This is a genomic window from Roseomonas gilardii, from assembly GCF_001941945.1.
Taxonomy (GTDB): domain Bacteria; phylum Pseudomonadota; class Alphaproteobacteria; order Acetobacterales; family Acetobacteraceae; genus Roseomonas.
The window spans coordinates 585759-602862 of the sequence record NZ_CP015583.1 but is presented as its reverse complement, the minus strand read 5'-3'; the positions used below and the strand labels follow the sequence as shown (position 1 = coordinate 602862).

Sequence of the window (17104 nt, the reverse complement as noted above, 5' to 3'; positions counted from 1 at the left end):
GGAAAGGCTCCGCCTTGTCCCCCGGACCCCCTATCCGCCAGGACGCTTCGCTCCCTGGACCCCATTCGCCGGCCCTCGCTGACGCCGGATCGCGCCGGAGAGCCAAGCTCTCCGGCGACCGCCGATGCCACCAGCGCGGACAAGGTGCTCTTCTTTTTCGGGAGCCCCGCCGATCCACCTGCGCTCAGGGATCACGCGCCAAGCCGACGGCATCCACAGGCGCCCACGAAAGCCCGGGGTCTGGGGACCGGCTTCGGTCCCCAGCGGAGAGGGTCCGGGAGAGGCGGCGCCTCTCCCCGGCGGGCCAGACCGGGAAACCGGCCCGGAATCTGGAATCGAACCGTAACGAAAACCGGCGGAACGTCGCGAACCGGGGCGCTACGCTCCCTGGAATGCTTCCGCCAGCGCGTTCCAGAAAGGCTTGCGGCTCCCTTCCCAGTCCAGTGGAAGGCCGCGATGCTTCAGCCCGTCCTTGCGCGCCACGCCGGGGTCGGAGACCAGCCAGGAATAGCGGTCGATCAGCCCCCAGGTCAGGATGGTCTTCACCCCCCCGGCCAGTGCCGCCCCGGCGAATTCCTTCACCCGAGCCGCGACCAGGGCGTCCCGCGCGGGATAGCCATCGGGCACCTTCCACGATTCCCGCACATCCAGTTCGGTGACGAGGAGCTGTACCCCCTCCCCGGCCAGTTCCCTGCAGAAGGCCGTGAAGGACGGGGCGCTGAAGGGCCGGTCCATCTGGAGATGCGCCTGCATCCCCACCACATCCAGCGGCGCACCCGCGCGGCGGAGTTGCCGCACCAGGGTCAGAAGCCGGCGCCGCTTCTCCAGACAGTGCGGCGCCTCTTCCTCCACCCCGTACTCGTTCAGGGTGATCCGCAGCGTCGGGTCGCGCTCCCGCGCCAGCCGCAGTGCCAGCTCGATATAGGACGGGCCCAGCGCCCGCAGCCAGGGTGTGTCGCGCAGATCCCCCGTGGCCTGTGGCGTGTCGCTGCCCGGCGGATCGGCGAGCACCTCGTTCACCACGTCCCAGTCCCGCATGGTCCCGCGCGTATGCTCCAGCACGGCGGTGAAATGCGCCTCCATCACGGCACGCGCCCGCTGCGGCCCCTCGCTCAGCGCCTTCACCAGCCAGTCGGGCATGGCCTGATGCCAGATCAGCGCGTGGCCGCGCATCACCTGGCCTTCCCGCTGCGCCCAGGCGCTCATCGCATCGAGCGGGCCGAAGTCGAACTTCCCTTCCTGGGGCTGCACCGTGCCCCACTTGCCCTCGTATTCCGGCACCAGCAGGGCGCATTCGGTGCGATAGGCGCGGGCATAATCCGGATTGTCGCGCAGCATCGTGGACTGTGCGGCGGCGCCATAGCCGAAGCCCCGCGACCGGGCGATCTCGCCCAATCCTGGGTCGGGTTTCTGGGCGAGCGACGCACTCACCGGGGCCGCCACCACGCCTGCCCCCGCCAGCGCCGCGGCAAGGACGCCCCGGCGGTGGGAAAGACCTGCCGGAACGGGGCAGCCTCGCCCCCTCGGATCGATAGGCCAACGCCTCATGGGAGCCCCGTGCAATCTCGGATGATGGCAGGCCAGGGCGGAACAGGCCCCATGGCAGGCGCGAATCCATGATCGCGATCGCCTCTCAGGGTTGTATCCGTCCCCGCCCGCCACACAAGCATGCAGGCTCCGATCCGGCGCCAGCCAGCGGCATCGTGAACGGGGCGTGGCGCCTCAGGCCAGGGCGGCGTGGTCCGCGACCGTGACGGCGAAGTCCACCGTATGGTTCCAGGTGATGGCCGTCGCAGCCTTGGTCTGCTGGACGCCATCCATCAGGATCGCATCCACATACAGGTCCCGGTCGGTCTGCGGTGTGCCACCATAGGTGTCGTTCAGGAAACGGATCGACACCGTGTGCGCGCCGGTCGCGTAATCACCTCCGAAGGCGAAATCCTGCACCGCCCCCGCGGCATGGGAGACCGTGGCGGTATAGACGCCGCCGAGCTGTGTCCCGTCCAGCGACACGGTGAACTGCGCGTCGCCCTGCCAGGCCGCCTCGGACATTCGCAGCGTCAGCGTATGCGCCGGGGCCACAGCTTCGGATAGCAGGGGTACGACCGCCGCGCTGGCCGCCGTCAGGCTGCCGGTGAATCCCACGAGCCGAACGGAAGGCGCATTCAGCCCTGTCAGGTCGATCACCGTGTCCCCGTTGCTGACGCTGGCATGCGCCGCCAGGTCGGAGAAGCGGGCCAGCCCACCGATCCCCTCGAAGCGCAGGACATCACCCTGGGTCGGGTTGTAGTCGGCGATGGTGACGCTGCCCGCCGCCGCCTGGATGACGAACTGGTCCGCCCCGGCCCCGCCGACCAGCACATCGGCGCCGCCGCCGCCCTCCAGCCGGTCATTGCCGCCACCGCCCTCAAGACGATTGGCGCCGCTGTTGCCGATCAACAGGCCATTGGCGCCCCCGCCGGTGAGCGACTGGATGGTTCCGGCGATGGCATGGGCGGTGCCGCCCGGCGTACCGCCCGTATCGGCGTACTGCGCCAAGATCGCGCCGTACCAGTACTGCGCGATCTTGGCGTAGCCGGCATCGGTGGGATGGGTCCCGTCGCGCAGGTCCTCCAGCGTGATGCCCGGCATCTCCACCAGGGTCACGGGGGTCCGGCAGAACATCCATTTCCGGAACGGGATGCGCTCCCGTGGGCGACAGGGGCCGTCCGGGGCCCCGGGGGCAGGGAGGCTTCCTTCAAGGGAGCCTCCCTGCCGGCAGGATTCAGGCCGCGGTGGCGGCGTCCCGCATGGCGCGGGCGGCGAGAACGCGGCCATAGGCCTTCTCGCGCAGCGCTTCGCTCTCGGCCGCGGCGGCATTCAGCTCCGCCTCGGCCTGTGTCAGGCGGCTCTCCGCCTCGGCGCGCGACAGTTCCGCGACCGGAGTGGCCTCGTCGGCCAGCACCGTCACGCGGTCCGGCGTGATCTCCGCGAAGCCGCCGGCCACGAAGAGGCTTTCCGTGTCCCGACCGCCTTCGCGCACCTTGATGAGACCGCCCCGCAGGGCGACGATCATCGGGGCGTGCTTCGGCAGGATGCCCATCTCGCCCTCCCAGGCGGGGATGGTGACCATCTCCACCGGGCGGGAGAGCAGGAGCTTCTCCGGGCTCACCAGTTCGAGGTTGAAGGTGTCGGCCATGGGATCAGGCCGCCTGCTTCAGGCCCTCGGCCTTCTTCACGGCTTCCTCGATGGTGCCGACCATGTAGAAGGCGGCCTCCGGCAGGTGGTCGTACTTGCCTTCCACGATGCCGGCGAAGGAGCGGATCGTGTCCTCCAGCTTCACGAACACGCCCGGCGTGCCGGTGAAGACCTCGGCCACGTGGAAGGGCTGGCTCAGGAAGCGCTGGATCTTGCGCGCGCGCGCCACGATCAGCTTGTCCTCCTCCGACAGCTCGTCCATGCCCAGGATGGCGATGATGTCCTGCAGGGACTTGTAGGTCTGCAGCACGCGCTGCACCTCGCGGGCGACGCGGTAGTGCTCCTCGCCCACCACGCGCGGATCGAGCGCGCGGGAGGTGGAGTCCAGCGGGTCCACGGCCGGGAAGATGCCCAGCTCGGCGATCGAGCGGTTCAGCACCGTCGTCGCGTCCAGGTGGGCGAAGGACGTGGCCGGCGCCGGGTCGGTCAGGTCGTCGGCCGGCACGTAGATGGCCTGCACCGAGGTGATCGAGCCCTTCTTGGTCGAGGTGATCCGCTCCTGCAGCTGCCCCATGTCGGTGGCCAGCGTCGGCTGGTAGCCCACCGCGGAGGGGATGCGGCCCAGCAGCGCCGAGACCTCGGCGCCCGCCTGGGTGAAGCGGAAGATGTTGTCGATGAAGAAGAGCACGTCCTGGCCCTGCTCATCGCGGAAATACTCCGCCATGGACAGGCCCGACAGCGCCACGCGGGCACGCGCGCCCGGCGGCTCGTTCATCTGGCCATAGACCAGCGCCACCTTGGAGCCGTCGGTGTTGCCCTCGTTGAGCTTGATGACGCCCGCGTCGATCATCTCGTGATAGAGGTCGTTGCCCTCGCGGGTGCGCTCGCCCACGCCGGCGAAGACCGACACGCCGCCATGGCCCTTGGCGATGTTGTTGATCAGCTCCTGGATGGTGACCGTCTTGCCCACGCCGGCGCCGCCGAACAGGCCAATCTTGCCACCCTTGGAATAGGGCGCCAGCAGGTCGATGACCTTGATGCCCGTCACCAGGATCTCGGCCGCCGTCGCCTGCTCGGAGAAGGCCGGGGCCTCGCGGTGGATCGGATAGGACTTCTGGTGCGGCACCGGGCCCCGCTCGTCGATCGGCTCGCCGATCACGTTCAGGATGCGGCCCAGCGTGCCCTCGCCGACCGGCACCACGATGCCCTTGCCCGTGTCCACCACCTCGGTGCCGCGGACGAGGCCGTCCGTGGTGTCCATGGCGATGCAGCGCACCGTGCGCTCGCCCAGTTCCTGGGCGACTTCCAGCACCAGGGTGCGGTCGCCGACCTTGGTGGTCAGCGCGTTCAGGATATAGGGCAGCTCCGAGGGGAACTGCACGTCCACCACGGCGCCCAGCACCTGGGTGACCTTACCGACGTTGTTCTTCATGTCCTGCTTTCCCCAAGGCTTTTCAGCTGATGCGATTCACGCTTCGCGACCGCATCAGACGGCCGAGGCGCCGGAGATGATCTCGATCAGCTCCGTGGTGATGTTGGCCTGACGCGTGCGGTTGTAGCTCAGCGTCAGCTTGTTGATCATGTCGCCCGCGTTGCGCGTGGCGTTGTCCATCGCGTTCATCTGCGCGCCGTAGAAGCCGGCGGCGGATTCCAGCAGCGCACGATAGACCTGGATGGACAGGTTCTTCGGCAGGAGCTGCTCCAGCAGCTCCTCCTCGCCCGGCTCGAACTCGTAGAGCGCACCGTCGCTGCTCGCCGCCACGGCCTCGCCGCCCTGGGGCGCCGGGACCTTGGCCGGGATCAGCTGCTGCTCGGACGGGACCTGGGCGATCACCGACTGGAAGCGATTGTAGATCAGCGAGCACACATCGAACTCGCCGGCCTCCAGCATCGCCGTCACCTTCGCCGCCACCGCGTCGGCCTGCTCGAAGCTCAGGCGTTTGACCTGGGCATAGGAGACCTCCTCGACGAAGCGGCTGCCGAAGTCGCGGCGCAGATAGGTGGCGCCCTTGCGGCCGACCGTGATCACTTTCACGGTCTTGCCCTTGGCCTCCAGCTCCCGGATGCGGTTGCGCGCGAAGCGCCCCGCATTGGTGTTGAAGGCACCGGCTAGGCCACGCTCGCCCGTCACCACGATCAGCAGGTGCACCTGTTCGCGCCCGGTGCCCACCAGCATCTTCGGCGCGTCGGGGCTGCCCGCCACCGCCCCGCCGAGGGAGGACAGCATGCGCTCCATCCGCTCGGCATAGGGGCGCGCCGCCTCGGCCTGCTGCTGCGCGCGGCGCAGCTTGGCCGCGGCGACCATCTTCATGGCCTGCGTGATCTTACGGGTCGACTTCACCGACGCGATGCGCGCCCGCAGGGCCTTGAGATTCGCCATCGGCCTTGCTTCCTCCTCTTACAGGCGCGTCAGGAGAAGGACTTGGCGAAGCCGTCGAGGAAGGCCGTCAGCTTGTTCTCGGTCTCCTTGGAGATCGCGCCTTCCGTGCGGATGGCCTCCAGGATACCGGGCTGCGCCGCCTTCAGCTCGGACAGCATCCGCGCCTCGAAGCTGGTGACCTTGTTCACCTCGATCCGGTCCAGGTAGCCGCGCGTGCCGGCGAAGATCGACACCACCTGCTCCTCCACCGGCATCGGCGAGAACTGCGGCTGCTTCAGCAGCTCGGTCAGGCGCGCGCCACGGGCCAGCAGGGCCTGGGTGGAGGCGTCGAGGTCCGAGGCGAACTGCGAGAAGGCCGCCATCTCACGGTACTGGGCGAGGTCGAGCTTGATCTTGCCCGCCACCTGCTTCATCGCCTTGATCTGCGCCGCCGAGCCCACGCGGGACACCGACAGGCCGACATTCACGGCCGGGCGGATGCCCTTGTAGAACAGCTCGGTCTCCAGGAAGATCTGGCCGTCGGTGATCGAGATCACATTGGTCGGGATATAGGCCGACACGTCGCCCGCCTGCGTCTCGATGACCGGCAGGGCGGTCAGCGAGCCCGCGCCGAAATCGTCGTTCATCTTCGCGGCGCGCTCAAGCAGGCGCGAGTGCAGGTAGAACACGTCGCCCGGATAGGCCTCGCGTCCCGGCGGACGGCGCAGCAGCAGCGACATCTGGCGATAGGCCACGGCCTGCTTCGACAGATCATCATAGATGATCAGCGCATGCATGCCGTTGTCGCGGAAATACTCGCCCATGGCGCAGGCGGAGTAGGGCGCCAGGAACTGCAGCGGAGCCGGGTCGGAGGCGGTGGCGGCGACCACGATGGAATACTCCATCGCGCCCTGCTCCTCCAGCGTGCGCACGAGCTGCGCCACGGTGGAGCGCTTCTGCCCGATCGCGACGTAGATGCAGTAGAGCTTCTTGCTCTCGTCGGTGCTCTGGTTGACCGGCTTCTGGTTCAGGATGGTGTCGATCAGCACGGCGGACTTGCCGGTCTGGCGGTCACCGATCACCAGCTCGCGCTGGCCGCGGCCGATCGGGATCAGGGCGTCGATGGCCTTGATGCCCGTCTGCATCGGCTCGTGCACCGACTTGCGCGGGATGATGCCCGGCGCCTTCACCTCGGCCAGCCGGCGCTCGGTGAACTGGATCGGACCCTTGCCGTCGATGGGATTGCCCAGGCCATCGACCACGCGGCCCAGCAGGCCCTTGCCCACCGGCACGTCCACGATGGTGCCGGTGCGGGAAACGGTGTCGCCTTCGCGGATCGCGCTGTCATCGCCCAGCACCACGATGCCGACATTGTCGGATTCGAGGTTCAGGGCCATGCCCTTCACGCCGGCGCCGGGGAACTCCACCAGCTCGCCGGCCATGACGTTCTGCAGGCCATAGACCCGGGCGATGCCGTCGCCGATGGTCAGCACGGTGCCGACCTCGGAAACGTTCGCCTCGGAATCGAAGCCGGCGATCTGCTTCTTGAGGATCTCGGAGATCTCGGCGGGACGGATGTCCATGTTCAGGCGGCCCCCTTCATGGCGTAGCTCAGGCGCTGCAGCCTGGACTTGATGGATGTGTCGTAGAGGCGGGAGCCGATCTTGAGGATCATCCCACCGAGGATGGACGGGTCGAGGCGCTCGACCAGCCGGACGTTGGAATAGCCCGCCTCGGTCAGGCGGGCCGCGATCTGGTTCCGCTGGGTGTCGTTCAGCGGATGGGCGGTCGTGACCTCGGCCGTCTGCTGGCCCCGGCTCTCGGCGAGCAGCAGGGCGAAGGCGGCGGCCACTTCCGGCAGCTGGGCGAGGCGGCGGTTGTTCACCAGCACCCCGACGAGGTTGCGGACGTCCCCGGAGACGCCGGCGCGCTCCAGCACCGCGAAGGCGCCCTTGCGTTGCTGCGCGGCGTCCAGCCGGGGGTCCGAGACGAAGGCGCGGAACGGCGCGTCGTCGCGCCACAGCGCCTGGAGGGCTTCCATATCCGCCGCGACCTGGTCCACCGAGCGGCGTTCCCGGGCAAGGTCCAGGAGCGCCTGCGCGTAGCGTTGCGCGAGTCCGGTAGCGCGGGGCGCGTCGGGCGAGACGGTGGTCGCGTCAGAGGCCACGTGAGTTCCCGTATCGTGAGTTGAGCCACGGCCGAGAAGCCGGGCGCGCGCCGAGGGAAACCCTCTTGCAGCGCGGGCGCCTTAACATATGGCAAGCCGTTGCGGCAACTGGGCGAGGGCGTTTCCGGGGGGTTCTGACCCCGCTTTGCGACACCATGATGTCGCCGTGGCGTCTTTCGGGCCAGGGGAAACCGCCCGCGCCCCGTTCCGGCCCCCTTCCGGCCGGGCGCCGCGGCCGGAATCGCGAATCCGGCAGCGCAACTTTCCCGCGTGTAACTTCTCGCCCATTGCGGCGATTGATTCGCATGGCCCCATAACCCGAGGAGCATGCGCCATGAGCGGAACCGAGAAGGACCCGTCCCGGCGGGAGAGGGAGGAGAAGCTGGACGAGACGGTCGAGGAGAGCTTTCCCGCTTCCGATCCCGCCTCCCATACGGGCGTGACCGGCCCGGTCGTGGACCCGATCGAGGACCTCCCGCCCGAAGAGCGCGAGAAGGATACCCCGCACGAGACGATCCGCGACTGGCGCGGCACCTTCCCCATCGACGTCTGAACGGAAGCCAGCGTCCCCGGGGGCTCGCCCGGGGGCGCCTTTCCCGATGGCCGGAAGGAACCAGGGCGGCCGCCGGGCCTCCCTATCCTTCCCCGGTGACGCGTCCCCGGCGATGCGCCCTCAGTGACGGGGCGGAAGCGAAAGGCCGCTGCCACCCAGGGCCACTGCGGGAACGCCCGAACCGGCCCGGCCCCAGGGGGCCGCCGGGCCGGACAGGCCAGGGGCGTTGGCCTCGTCCTCAGCCGGAACCTCCCCACCATCCTCCGCCACGCCGCGCCGCCCCGTCATCCGCCCCCACACCCAACCGGTGCCGAAGGCGCCGCTCAGGGCCAGCAGAGAAAGGAGGGCGGCCACCGCACCCCGCATCCGGTGGTCCGGGCCGGCTTCCGCCGCGATCCATGACGGGTCGCCGGAAACGGCCCCGGTGCCGTAGCCGCACAGGAAGCCCACCACGGCCATCGACAGGGTGATGGCCAGGGCAAAGGGTACTGCGGAGGCGTTGCCAGGGCCCTTCGCCCCCGGTGCATCGGCGGGAAGGTTGCGCGTGTCGGCCATTGGATCACTCCGCTGGTTCGCGAAAGTCAGGCACGCGCCGGGCGCGCGCCGAAACCTCCTGGGATGTGGGGACCCCAACATGCCGGGCCGGGGGCCTGCTCTGACCCGCCCGGCACGGCCAGGCGGTTCGGTGGAGACGCATATCGGAGGGACGGGACCCACCGGGAAAGCCGGAAGCGCCCGTCAGGAAGGGCCGCGCCGGCAGGCCAGGGCCAAGCCGCCTCGATCCCGGACACCGCTGCCCGCGTGCGGGACCACATATCGCAACGCGGCACGCCGCTTCAACCGCAAATCCCTCCGGCGCGGGCGGGTTCAGGCCCCCGGCGGCATTTCCGCTCAGAGAAAGCTCACCGGGTCCACATCCACCTGGATTCGCACCGAGGCCGGCACCTCGACCCGCCCCAGCCAGTCCCAGAGCAGCGGCTGCACCGCCACGTCGCGCCGTGCCTTCAGCAGCAGCCGCCGCCGATGCCGTCCGCGCAACAGGGCGAGCGGCGCCGGGGCCGGACCCAGCACCTGCACCCCCTCGCCGCCCGGGGCGGAAAGGCCCAAGTCGCGCGCCACGCGGTCCGCCGCCCGCTCATCCTCGGAACTGACGATCAGCGCCGCCAGCCGTCCGAAGGGTGGCCAGCCGCCGGGGCGGCGGGCGGCGGCCTCCTCGGCCATGAAACTCTCCAGGTCGCCGGAAACGAGGGCCATCATCACCGGATGGTCCGGCACCCAGGATTGCAGCATCACCCGCCCCGGGCTTTCCGCCCGCCCGGCGCGTCCGGAGACCTGGTGGAGAAGCTGCACCGTCCGCTCCGCGGCCCGCAGGTCGCCTCCGGCCAGCCCCAGATCGGCATCCACCACCCCCACCAGGGTCAGGTGCGGGAAGTGCCAGCCCTTGGCCACGATCTGCGTGCCGATCACGAGGTCCACCTCGCGCTCGGCGATCTGCCGCGCCGCCTCGGCGGCGGCGGCCGGGCCGGGGATGGTGTCCGAGGCCATCACCAGCCGCCGCGCCTCGGGAAAGAGCAGCGCCGCCTCCTCCTGCACCCGCTCCACCCCCGGTCCGATGGCGGTCAGGCTGCCTTCCGCCCCGCATTCCGGGCAGAATTGCGGGGTCGGCTCAGTATGGCCGCAGTGGTGGCATTGCAGCCGTCGCTGCGCCCGGTGCTCCACCAGCCAGGCGGTGCAGTTGGGGCAGCGCATCCGATGGCCGCAGGTCCGGCACAGGGTCAGCGGCGCATAGCCGCGGCGGTTCAGGAAGAGCATCGCCTGCTCGCCCCGCGCCAGGGTCTCGTTCACCGCCGCCACCAGCGGCGGCGCGATGAAGCGCCCCCGTTCCGGCGGCGTCTTCCGCAGATCCAGCACCGTGACCTCGGGCAGCCCCGCCGCCCCGTGCCGGCGCGGCAGGTTCAGGGCCGTGTAGCGCCCCGTCTCCGCATTGGTCAGCGTTTCCAGCGAGGGCGTGGCGGAGACCAGCACGCAGCCCGCCTGGGCGAAGCGCGCCCGCACCACCGCCATGTCGCGGGCGTGGTAGATCACGCCCTCCTCCTGCTTGAAGGCGGTCTCGTGCTCCTCGTCCACGATGATCAGGCCGAGATCGGGAAAGGGCAGGAACAGCGCCGAGCGCGCGCCCACCAGCACCTTCGCCTCGCCCTCCGCCACCGCGCGCCAGGTGTTGCGCCGCCGCCGCCCGCCCAGCTCCGAATGCCACATCGCCGGCTCGCAGCCGAAGCGCGCCTCGAACCGCTCCAGCCACTGGGTGGAGAGCGCGATCTCCGGCAGCAGCACCAGCGCCTGCCGCCCCTGCCGCAGGGTCTCCGCCACCGCGTCCAGATAGACCTCGGTCTTGCCCGAGCCCGTCACCCCGGCCAGCAGCGTCACGCCGAACTGCCGCGAATCCACCAGCTCCCGCAGCGAGGCGGCCGCCTCCTCCTGCTCCGGCATCAGCGACGGGCCGGGATGCGCCGGGTCGGGCGCGGGAAAGGCCACCGGGCGCGGCATCAGCGCCGGCTCCACCAGCCCGTGATCCGCCAGCCCCCGCAGCACGGCGGCCGAGGTCCCCGCCTCGTCCGCGATCTCGGCGCCCGAACGGATCTCGCCCGGCAGCAGCACGTCCAGGATCCGCCGCCGCCCCTCGGTCAGCCGGTAGCCGGGCGCCCCGTTCCGCGCCGCCTCCCCCGCCGCGGACAGCCGCCACCCCGCCTGCTGCCCCGGCGGGTCGAGCGCCGAGGGCACGCTCATCGCCATGCGCAGCACCGCGCCGGGCGGCGCCATCGTATAGGCGGCCACCCAGTCCACGAACCGCCGCAGGCTGCCGGTCATCGGCGGCACGATCAACGTGCCGAGCAGGTTCTTCAGCTTGCCTTCCGACAGCGTCGGGTCCGGTGCCCCGTCCCAGACCACGCCGCGCAGCTCCCGCCCACCGAAGGGCACCTCCACGAAACTGCCGGGCGGGGGTACGGCCATGCCCTCCGGCACCCCATAGTCATAGGCACCGTCCAGCGGCAGGGGCAGCAGCACCTTCACACGTGGGCGGACGGGTCCAACCGGCCTATGCTGGTCAGGCTTTCTGCGGGGGGCCGCCATGGGCTATGCCTGCACAACCAGAACGGGATCGTGACCCATGAAATTCTTCGTCGACACCGCGGATGTCTCCGAGATCCGCTCCCTGGCCGAAACCGGCCTGCTCGACGGTGTCACCACCAACCCTTCCCTGATCGCCAAGGCCAACCGGCCGATGCGCGACATCATCGCCGAGATCTGCGACATCACCCCCGGCCCCGTCTCGGCCGAGGTCACGGCGCTGGATTATGACGGCATGATGCGGGAGGGCGAGGTCCTCCGGAAGATCGCGTCCAACGTCGTCATCAAGCTGCCGCTCACCGAAGCCGGTCTGCGCGCCTGCAAACATATGGTGAACGACGGCGTCATGGTCAACGTGACCCTGTGCTTCTCCGCCGTGCAGGCCCTGCTGGCGGCGAAGGCCGGCGCCACCTTCGTCAGCCCCTTCATCGGCCGCCTCGACGACACCGGCCAGGACGGGATGCAGCTGATCGCCGACATCATGCAGATCTACAAGGCCTACCCGCACCTCAAGACCGAGGTCCTGGCCGCCTCCGTCCGCCACCCGGTCCACCTGCTCCAGTGCGCCAAGCTCGGCGCCCATGTCGCCACCCTGCCGCCCAGCGTCATCCGCGCCCTGGTCAAGCACCCGCTGACCGACAAGGGCCTGGAAGGCTTCATGGCCGACTGGAAGAAGACCGGCCAGAGCATCCTCTGACCGGCTGGCCCGCCGCCGTCCCGGAGCGACGACGCTCCCCCCGGGACGGCGGCAGGTAAAAGGCCCGGCTCAGCGCTCCGGGACGACCGCCCCGCCATGGCGGCTCGCCGGCACGGGCACGCCCAGGTTCCCGCGCAGGGTGCGGGCGGCGTATTCCGTGCGGAACATCCCGCGCCGCTGCAGTTCCGGCACCACCTGCGCCGCGAAATCCTCCAGCCCCACCGGCAGGGCGGCCGGGCAGATGTTGAAGCCGTCCGCCGCCTCCGCCTCCACCCAGGCCTCCATCTCGTCGGCGATCTGCCGCGCCGTGCCGATCAGGATGCGCGAGCCGAAGCCCGCCGCGATGGTGGTGTAGAGCTGGCGGATGGTGAGGTTGTCGCGCTGCGCCAGCTTCAGCAGGTTCTTCGCGATGCTGCGGACCTTGGGGTCGTTCGGCTCCGGCACCGGGCCGTCCAGCGGATAGGCGGACAGGTCGCCCATCTGGCCATAGAGGTAGGATAGCCCCAGCTCCGGCGCGACCAGCGCGTTCAGCAGGTCGTATTTCTCGCGCGCCTCGGCCTCGGTCGCCCCGATGAAGGGGGTGATGCCCGGGAGGATCTTCATCCCCTCCGGGTCCCGCCCCTTGCGCGCGGCGCGCTCCTTGAGGTCGCGGTAGTAGCTGCGGCCGGTGTCGATCTCGTGCGGCACGGCATAGATGACCTCGGCGCTCTCCGCCCCGATCTCCATGCCCGCCTCGGAGGCCCCGGCCTGGACCAGGACGGGACGCGCCTGCGGGCTGCGCGCCACGCTGAGCGGCCCCTTCACCTTGAAGTGCTTGCCCTGGTGGTTCAGCACATGCAGCTTCGCCGTGTCGAAGAAGACGCCGCTCTCCTTGTCGCGGACCAGCGCATCGGCATCCCAGGAATCCCAGAGCCCCTTCACCACCTCGACGAACTCGGCGGCGCGCTCGTAGCGCGTGCCGTAGTCCAGGTGCTGGTCGCGGTTGAAGTTCTGCGCCTCCGCATCCGACCAGGAGGTGACGATGTTCCAGCCCGCGCGGCCGCCGCTGATCCGGTCCAGCGAGGCGTATTTCCGGGCGATGTGGTACGGCTCGTTGTAGGTGGTGGAGGCCGTGGCGACGAGGCCGATATGCGTGGTCATCGGCGCCAGCGCGGAAAGCAGGGTCAGCGGCTCCAGCTCCGCCGTCTGCGCGGAGCGGCACAGCGAGCCCGGCGGCTCGTCCTTCGCGCGGATGCCGATGCCGTCGGCCAGGAAGACCATGTCGAACTTCGCGGCCTCGGCGAGCCGTGCGACGTTCAGGAAGTGGGAGAAGTCCGAGGCCCCGCCCGGATCGACCTGCGGGTGGCGCCAGGCCGCGGCATGGTAGCCGAGATAGCGCATCGACAGGCCCATGCTGATCATCTTGCGGGCGGGCATGGCGGATCTCCTCAGGCGGCGCCGCGTTCCGGCACGCCATGCAGGGTGCCGATCAGCGCGCGTGTATAGTCGTGGCGGGGCTGGGTGAAGACCTGCTCGGTCGGTCCGATCTCCAGCAGCCTGCCGAAATGCATCACCGCGATCCGGTGGCACAGGAAGCGCGCCACATGCAGGTCATGGGTGATGAAGAGCATGGCGAGGTTGCTGCGCGCCTGCACCGCGCGCAGCAGGTTCAGCACCTGCGCCCGCACGGAGACGTCGAGCTTGGACACCGCCTCGTCCGCCACGATCAACTCGGGCGAGAGGGCCAGGGCGCGGCCGATCGCCGCGCGCTGCAACTGCCCGCCCGACATCTGGTGCGGGAAGCGGGCGGCGAAGCCCGCCGGTAGGCCGACCTCGTCCAGGATCGCCGCGACGTGGGCGGAGACCTCCGCCCTCGGGCAGAGCCGGTGCAGGCGCAGCGGCGTGGCGATGGCCTCGCCCACCGTGTGGCGCGGGTTGAAGGAGGAGAGCGGGTCCTGGAAGACCATCTGCATGGCGCGGCGGTGCGGGCGCAGCTCGGATTCCGTGGCATGGGCGATGTCCCGCCCGTGCAGGAGGATGCGGCCGCCCTGCGGCTCGTACAGGCGCAGCACCGTCTTGCCGAGCGTGGTCTTGCCGCTGCCGGATTCGCCCACCAGCCCCAGGATCTCGCCGGGCGCGAGATCCAGGCTGATGCCGTCCAGCGCCATCAGCACGCCGCCGGGGCGGTGCGGGTCCGGGAAGCGGACGACCAGGTCCTCGACACGCAGCAGGGGCTCGCCCGGCATGGGTTCAGGCATCGAGCAGGCACCGGATCTGGCGCCCCGGCGCGACGGTGCGCAGGGGCTGGACGGCCTCGCAGCCCTCCCGCGCCCAGGCGCAGCGCGGGCGGAAGACACAGCCCTCCGGCCGTGCCCCGGGCGGCGGCAACTGCCCGGGAATCTCGGCCAGCCGTTCCGCCCGCGCCGCCAGGGCATGGGCGGTGGCGATCAGGCCGCGCGTATAGGGATGGCGCGGCGCGGCCAGGATCTGCGCCGCCGGGCCGGTCTCCACGATCTCCCCGGCATACATCACCGCCAGCCGGTCGCTGATCTGCCCGGCGATGCCGATATCGTGGGTGATGAAGACGAAGGCGGCGGCGAGGCGGTGCCGCAGGTCGCGGAACAGCGTCAGGATCTGCTGCTCGACGATGTTGTCGAGATTGGTGGTGGGCTCGTCGGCCACGATGAGGCCGGGCTCCAGCGCCACCACCATGGCGATCAGCGCCCGTTGCAGCATGCCGCCCGAAAGCTGGTGCGGATAGCGCTCCAGCACCGCCTCCGGGCGCGGGATGCCGACACCCTCCAGCAGCGACACGGCGCGCGGATGCCAGGGCTCCGGCTTCCGCCCCTCGTCGCGGCGGGCGAGCGCGGTGCGCAGGTGCCAGCCGATCGTCTTGGCGGGGTTGAAGGAGCCGACCGGGTCCTGGAAGACCATGGCCAGCTCCCGTCCGCGATAGGGGCGGAACTCCCGGTCCGACAGGCCGGTCAGGTCGCGGTCGCGCCAGACCAGCACATCCGCCTCGGCGCGCAGCCCTTCGGGCAGCAGGCGCAGCAGGGACAGGCCGGTGATGGTCTTGCCGGAGCCGGACTCGCCGATGATGCCCAGCGTCTCGCCGGGATGCAGCACAAGGTCCACGCTCCGCACCACGGAGACCGGCCCGGCCTGGATGCGCAGGTTGCGGACCTCCAGCAGCGGGCGGGCGGCGGCGGCCTCGGGCGGCGGCACGGGGTGTTCCCGCATCGCGGCGCTCATGGCCCGGCCGCCCGGCGCAGGCGCGGATCGGCGAGGTCGCGCAGCCCGTCGCCCAGCAGGTTCAGCCCCAGCAGCGCCACGGAAACCACCAGCCCGGTCAGGGTCAGCACCCAGGGCGCGCTCTGGAAGTATTCCCGCCCATCCGCGAGGATCACGCCCAGCGAGGGGGTCGGCGGCTGCACGCCGAGGCCCAGAAAGGAGAGCCCGGCCTCGATCACGATGCCGAAGGCCACGCCGACGCTCACCTGCACCATCAGCGGCGAGAGGATGTTGGGCAGGATCTCCCGCACCAGGATGCGCGCCGGCCCCTGCCCCATCAGCCGCGCCGCCTGCACATAGGGTTCCGGCATCAGCGTGCGCGTCAGGTTGCGGGCGAGGCGCGCGAAGATCGGCAGGTAGGTGAGGCCGATGGCCAGGATCACGTTCTGCGTGCCGAAGCCCAGCACCACCATCATGAACAGCGCCAGCACGAAGCTGGGAAAGGCGAAGAGCAGGTCGCATCCGGCCATCAACAGCGTCTCCCACCGCCCGCCACGCCAGGCGGCGGTCATGCCGATGGCCGTCCCGATCGCGGCACCGCCCAGCACGCCGGCGAAGCTGACCAGGAAGGAGATGCGGCCGCCCGAGAGGATGCGCGAGAGCACGTCGCGGCCATAGGAATCCGTGCCGAGCCAGTGCGTCGCATCCGGCGGCGTCAGCACGTTGACGAAATCCATCTCCTCCGCCGGGAAGGGCGTGACCATCGGCCCGATGGCGATGCCGAGCACCACCACCAGCGTGATCAGCAGCCCGAGGGCCAGGGTGCGGCTGCGCAGGATTTCCCCCATCAGGCACGCGCCCGCGGGTCGAGGCGGGTGCAGACGAGGTCCACCAGCAGGTTGGTGAGCAGCACCACGACCAGGAAGGTGAGCGCGCAGGCCTGGATCACCGGATAGTCCCGCCCGAAGGCGCCATCCACCATCAGCGAGCCGAGGCCCGGGATGCCGAAGACGCGCTCGATCACCACCACCCCGCCGAGCAGGTAGCGCACCTGCAACCCGATCACCGTGACATAGGGGATCAGCGCGTTGCGCAGCACGGCGTGGAAGAAGACGAAGGGGCCGGAGAAGCCGAGCGAGCGCGAGACCTGCACGAAGGGCCGGTGCATCACCTCCAGCAGCGAGGCCCGCAGCACGCGCGAGAAGACGGCGGCCATGGGCGCGGCGATGGCCAGCGCCGGCAGAAAGCCGGAGAGCAGCGCGCCGCCCAGGGATTCCACCGGCGAGACGAAGCCGTAGGAGGGGAAGATCGGGAAGTTCAGCGCCAGGAAGAAGACCAGCACATAGCCCAGCCAGAAATCCGGCATGGAGACGCCCAGCACCGCGAAGGAGGTCATCGCCGTGTCCAGGGCCCGGCCCCGCTGCAAGGCCGCCACCGTGCCGGTCACCAGCGAGATCGCCACCGCCAGCAGCAGCGCGTAGAGGCCGACGAAGGCGGTGACCGGCAGGCGGCTGGCGATCAGCGATCCGACCGGCACGCCGCCCGCGAGCGTCAGGGAGCGGCCGAAATCGCCCAGCGCCGCGCCGCCCAGCCAGGAGGCGAACTGCCACCAGACCGGCCGGTCCAGCCCGTGCGTCCGGCGGAAGGCTTCCACCAGTTCCGGCCGCGCATTCTCGCCCAGCGCGGCCAGGGCAGGATCGCCCGGCACCGCCTTCATGGCCAGGAAGACCAGCAGCGCCCCCGCCAGCACGGTCAGCAGCAGGATGCCGGCGCGGCGGCCGGCCCGCCGCAGGTGGGTGGCGCCCAATTCC

16 protein-coding genes are annotated in these 17104 nt (G+C 70.4%); 2 read left to right on the top strand and 14 right to left on the bottom strand.

The window, feature by feature from the left end; all coding sequences use genetic code 11:
- Positions 1-378: 378 nt before the first annotated feature.
- The 7 genes from RGI145_RS02635 to RGI145_RS02605 all read right to left on the bottom strand — a co-directional run bounded on the left by RGI145_RS02635 (position 379) and on the right by RGI145_RS02605 (position 7704).
- Positions 379-1395, bottom strand: a complete 1017-nt coding sequence (locus RGI145_RS02635) for an endo-1,4-beta-xylanase (protein WP_237183177.1) — start codon at positions 1393-1395, stop codon at positions 379-381.
- Positions 1396-1722: 327 nt separating this feature from the next.
- Complete coding sequence (locus RGI145_RS26100; protein ID WP_075797120.1) at positions 1723-2664, bottom strand: carbohydrate-binding domain-containing protein; 942 nt, start codon at positions 2662-2664, stop codon at positions 1723-1725.
- 100 nt (positions 2665-2764) lie between these two features.
- Positions 2765-3178, bottom strand: a complete 414-nt coding sequence (gene atpC / locus RGI145_RS02625; protein WP_075797119.1) for an ATP synthase F1 subunit epsilon — start codon at positions 3176-3178, stop codon at positions 2765-2767.
- 4 nt (positions 3179-3182) lie between these two features.
- Positions 3183-4610, bottom strand: coding sequence for a F0F1 ATP synthase subunit beta (atpD, locus tag RGI145_RS02620; RefSeq protein WP_075797118.1), 1428 nt, complete (start codon positions 4608-4610; stop codon positions 3183-3185).
- Positions 4611-4664: 54 nt separating this feature from the next.
- Complete coding sequence (locus RGI145_RS02615; RefSeq protein ID WP_075797117.1) at positions 4665-5558, bottom strand: F0F1 ATP synthase subunit gamma; 894 nt, start codon at positions 5556-5558, stop codon at positions 4665-4667.
- Positions 5559-5587: 29 nt separating this feature from the next.
- Positions 5588-7120: a F0F1 ATP synthase subunit alpha gene (gene atpA, locus RGI145_RS02610; protein WP_075797116.1), complete on the bottom strand. Its 1533-nt coding sequence runs from the start codon at positions 7118-7120 to the stop codon at positions 5588-5590.
- A 2-nt stretch (positions 7121-7122) separates the two neighbouring features.
- Complete coding sequence (locus RGI145_RS02605) at positions 7123-7704, bottom strand: F0F1 ATP synthase subunit delta (RefSeq protein ID WP_075797115.1); 582 nt, start codon at positions 7702-7704, stop codon at positions 7123-7125.
- Between the two features lie 334 nt (positions 7705-8038).
- Between RGI145_RS02605 and RGI145_RS02600 the strand changes: the two genes are divergently transcribed.
- On the top strand, positions 8039-8257 hold the full coding sequence (locus tag RGI145_RS02600; RefSeq protein ID WP_037226139.1) for a hypothetical protein: 219 nt from the start codon (positions 8039-8041) through the stop codon (positions 8255-8257).
- Between the two features lie 120 nt (positions 8258-8377).
- Here RGI145_RS02600 and RGI145_RS02595 read toward each other — a convergent pair whose 3' ends face one another.
- Both RGI145_RS02595 and RGI145_RS02590 read right to left on the bottom strand, forming a co-directional pair.
- Entirely contained in the window at positions 8378-8812 is a 435-nt protein-coding gene (locus tag RGI145_RS02595; RefSeq protein WP_075797114.1) for a hypothetical protein, read from the bottom strand.
- Between the two features lie 336 nt (positions 8813-9148).
- The gene (locus RGI145_RS02590) at positions 9149-11389 is read right to left on the bottom strand and encodes a primosomal protein N' (RefSeq protein ID WP_075797113.1); all 2241 of its coding nucleotides are present in this window, start codon (positions 11387-11389) and stop codon (positions 9149-9151) included.
- A 37-nt stretch (positions 11390-11426) separates the two neighbouring features.
- Between RGI145_RS02590 and fsa the strand changes: the two genes are divergently transcribed.
- Positions 11427-12083 (top strand): fructose-6-phosphate aldolase, encoded by a 657-nt coding sequence (fsa, locus tag RGI145_RS02585; protein WP_075797112.1) that lies wholly within the window; start codon positions 11427-11429, stop codon positions 12081-12083.
- 69 nt (positions 12084-12152) lie between these two features.
- On the opposite strand, the gene RGI145_RS02580 is transcribed toward fsa, so the two are convergent.
- The 5 genes from RGI145_RS02580 to RGI145_RS02560 are packed head-to-tail and all read right to left on the bottom strand — an operon-like array spanning position 12153 to position 17100.
- On the bottom strand, positions 12153-13499 hold the full coding sequence (locus RGI145_RS02580; RefSeq protein WP_075797111.1) for an LLM class flavin-dependent oxidoreductase: 1347 nt from the start codon (positions 13497-13499) through the stop codon (positions 12153-12155).
- Positions 13500-13510: 11 nt separating this feature from the next.
- Positions 13511-14320 carry an ATP-binding cassette domain-containing protein gene (locus RGI145_RS02575; RefSeq protein WP_237183176.1) on the bottom strand — a complete coding sequence of 270 codons (810 nt, stop codon included), beginning with the start codon at positions 14318-14320 and terminating at the stop codon, positions 13511-13513.
- Entirely contained in the window at positions 14313-15314 is a 1002-nt protein-coding gene (locus RGI145_RS02570; RefSeq protein ID WP_075797109.1) for an ABC transporter ATP-binding protein, read from the bottom strand. Before RGI145_RS02570 ends, RGI145_RS02575 begins: the two co-directional genes overlap by 8 nt.
- Entirely contained in the window at positions 15311-16141 is an 831-nt protein-coding gene (locus RGI145_RS02565; protein ID WP_075797108.1) for an ABC transporter permease, read from the bottom strand. Before RGI145_RS02565 ends, RGI145_RS02570 begins: the two co-directional genes overlap by 4 nt.
- Positions 16141-17100: an ABC transporter permease gene (locus tag RGI145_RS02560; RefSeq protein WP_083670312.1), complete on the bottom strand. Its 960-nt coding sequence runs from the start codon at positions 17098-17100 to the stop codon at positions 16141-16143. Before RGI145_RS02560 ends, RGI145_RS02565 begins: the two co-directional genes overlap by 1 nt.
- Positions 17101-17104 lie beyond the last annotated feature (4 nt).